Source organism: Microcystis sp. M53603_WE2, from assembly GCF_030065435.1.
On the sequence record NZ_JASJFF010000210.1, the window covers coordinates 1 to 2,190 of the forward strand.

General features: G+C 42.9%; 2 protein-coding genes and 2 pseudogenes. 1 reads left to right on the plus strand and 3 read right to left on the minus strand.

Annotated features, from left to right (window positions below; all coding sequences use genetic code 11):
• Positions 1-114 (minus strand): annotated as a pseudogene (locus PX481_RS30030) (ABC transporter ATP-binding protein); the annotation flags it as partial.
• Positions 115-249: 135 nt separating this feature from the next.
• Between PX481_RS30030 and PX481_RS04580 the strand changes: the two are divergent.
• Positions 250-1,893 (plus strand): CocE/NonD family hydrolase, encoded by a 1,644-nt coding sequence (locus PX481_RS04580; protein ID WP_002760873.1) that lies wholly within the window; start codon positions 250-252, stop codon positions 1,891-1,893.
• Here the strand turns inward: PX481_RS04580 and PX481_RS04585 are convergent.
• Both PX481_RS04585 and PX481_RS30035 read right to left on the minus strand, forming a co-directional pair.
• Positions 1,876-1,998, minus strand: a complete 123-nt coding sequence (locus tag PX481_RS04585) for a hypothetical protein (RefSeq protein ID WP_256378310.1) — start codon at positions 1,996-1,998, stop codon at positions 1,876-1,878. The two genes, PX481_RS04580 and PX481_RS04585, sit on opposite strands and share 18 nt — an antisense overlap.
• A gap of 102 nt (positions 1,999-2,100) precedes the next feature.
• Positions 2,101-2,190 (minus strand): annotated as a pseudogene (locus tag PX481_RS30035) (IS200/IS605 family transposase); the annotation flags it as partial.

The window sequence follows — 2,190 nt, forward strand, 5'->3', positions numbered from 1 at the left end:
GGCCCCATTGACTCCCACCAACCCGATGCGATCGCCAGTTTTTACTTCCCAAGTGACATCTTTTAACACTTCTCCCGTCGGGTAAATCTTACTAATTCTCTCTAGTCGTAGCATCGCTGATTTTTCTCCAGTCCTAGGCAGTTGAGGCAGTCCGCCTCTATTGTAACATTTAGTTAAGCTTTATCTGGTCTTTGTCAAGTTTTCTCGATTGAGCCACCCGACAGTATTTTTGATCTGAAAGAGATAATAATGTTTAATCCCTACCCCATAAAAAAAGAAACGGCTAGTTTGATCACCAAAGATGGCATTAGTTTAGCTGCCGATATTTATCTTCCCGATAGTAGGGAATCTTTTCCCATTTTACTAATGCGACAACCCTACGGAAAAACGATCGCTTCCACGGTGGTTTATGCCCATCCTAGCTGGTATGCACGTCAGGGTTATATTGTAGTAATTCAGGATGTCCGGGGACGGGGAAACTCGACGGGAAATTTTAATTTATTTGCCCATGAAATTAGCGACGGATTAGAAACCATTGAATGGGTTTTAACTATTCCTAATAATACGGGTGTGGTGGGAATGTATGGTTTTTCCTATCAGGGAATGACTCAATTATACGCCGCTACTAATGGTCATGCTGCTTTAAAAACTATTTGCCCAGCAATGATCGCTCACAATTTATATCGAGATTGGGGCTATGAAAATGAAGCATTTAATTTACAATATAATCTCGCTTGGGCAATACAATTAGCGGCGGAAACAGCTAGATTAAAAGGGGACGAAACTGCCTATCAAAAACTCTGGGTAGCTTCCCGAAATTTACCCCTTTTTGATCCTATTGCTGCCTCTCCCCAAATTCTGCAAGATTTAGCTGCTGATTCTTTTTATCACGATTGGATTACTCGTTATCTTCCCGATGACTATTGGCAAAATTTATCACCGCAAAACCTGTTAAAAAATATCGATTTACCGATGTTACATATCGGAGGTTGGTTCGATCCTCATCTCCGGGGAACTTTGAGTTTATACCAAGAAATGCAAGCGCGTTCTATCTATCCCCAACAGCTAATTATTGGTGCTTGGACTCATCTACCCTGGGGGAGAAAAGTAGGAGAGATAGATTATGGTGAACAGGCAATTAGTCCCGTGGATAAAATGCAGCTGCAATGGTTTGATTATTTCTTAAAAGGTCAGGAAACGGAGTTATTAAAAAATCCTCCTATGTATCTATTTCAAATGGGGTCTAATCAATGGCGATATCTGGAGAAGTTTCCCAGAGAAAATCAGCAAATTTATTATCTTGCTAGTCAAGGTTTAGCCAATCTGCGCGAGGATGAGGGGAAATTAAGCGCGATTTTGTTAGAACCTGCGATCGAGGATACCATCGTTCACGATCCTTGGCGACCGGTCCCATCTTTAGGAGGTCATAGCGCCCTACCGGGGGGAATATTCGACCGCACCATGCTAGACTGTCGCAGTGATGTGATTACCTACACTTCTCCCCCCCTAGGGAAAGATTTAACGATTTTGGGTAGTCCCCGTCTGGATTGTTATTGTCAAGCAGACGCGGTTAGTTTCGATATCTGCGCGGTGGTTTCTCAAGTTACCCCCGATGGTCGAGTTTTTAATATCACTCAGGGTTATAAACGGGTAAATAATCCCGAATCGCCCCTAAATATTGCCCTGCAAGCCACTTTTATCACTATTCCTCAAGGTTATAGCTTGCGTTTGAGTCTCAGTGCCTCTTGCTTTCCCGCACATCCCGTCAACGCGGGGACTGGCAGCTATCCTCACGCAAGTCGGGCGATCGATTTTTCTGTTATCACAATTAAGGTTTTTTGTCAAGGAAATTTTCCCGCAAAATTGCTATTACCTTTAGTCGGGGAAAGCTAAACCGCTGCGGGGATCGCGAATGTATAAACCTAACACCAGCGAGGAGATAACCGTATCCCAGACGGGGGTGAATTTGTCCTGGCGTTGCCGATTGATTTTAAGCACGAATTGTCTTCTTTTGCAATTTTTAAAACCTAGTAATAGGCTAACTTTTAGTATTCATATCTTGAATGAACTACCCCGCCGCAAGCGGACGGGGTATCAGAATCAAAATAGACTCAATTGTAGATTTTGGTGTAGCTGCAGGTATTCTTTATCTTGTTCTTTTACATATCTCGCTATCATACCTTCATCCCC

What these genes read in the sequence shown, in the direction of transcription:
- PX481_RS04580 (WP_002760873.1), top strand. Translation starts at nt 250, where the DNA reads ATGTTTAATCCCTACCCCATAAAAAAAGAAACGGCTAGTTTGATCACC.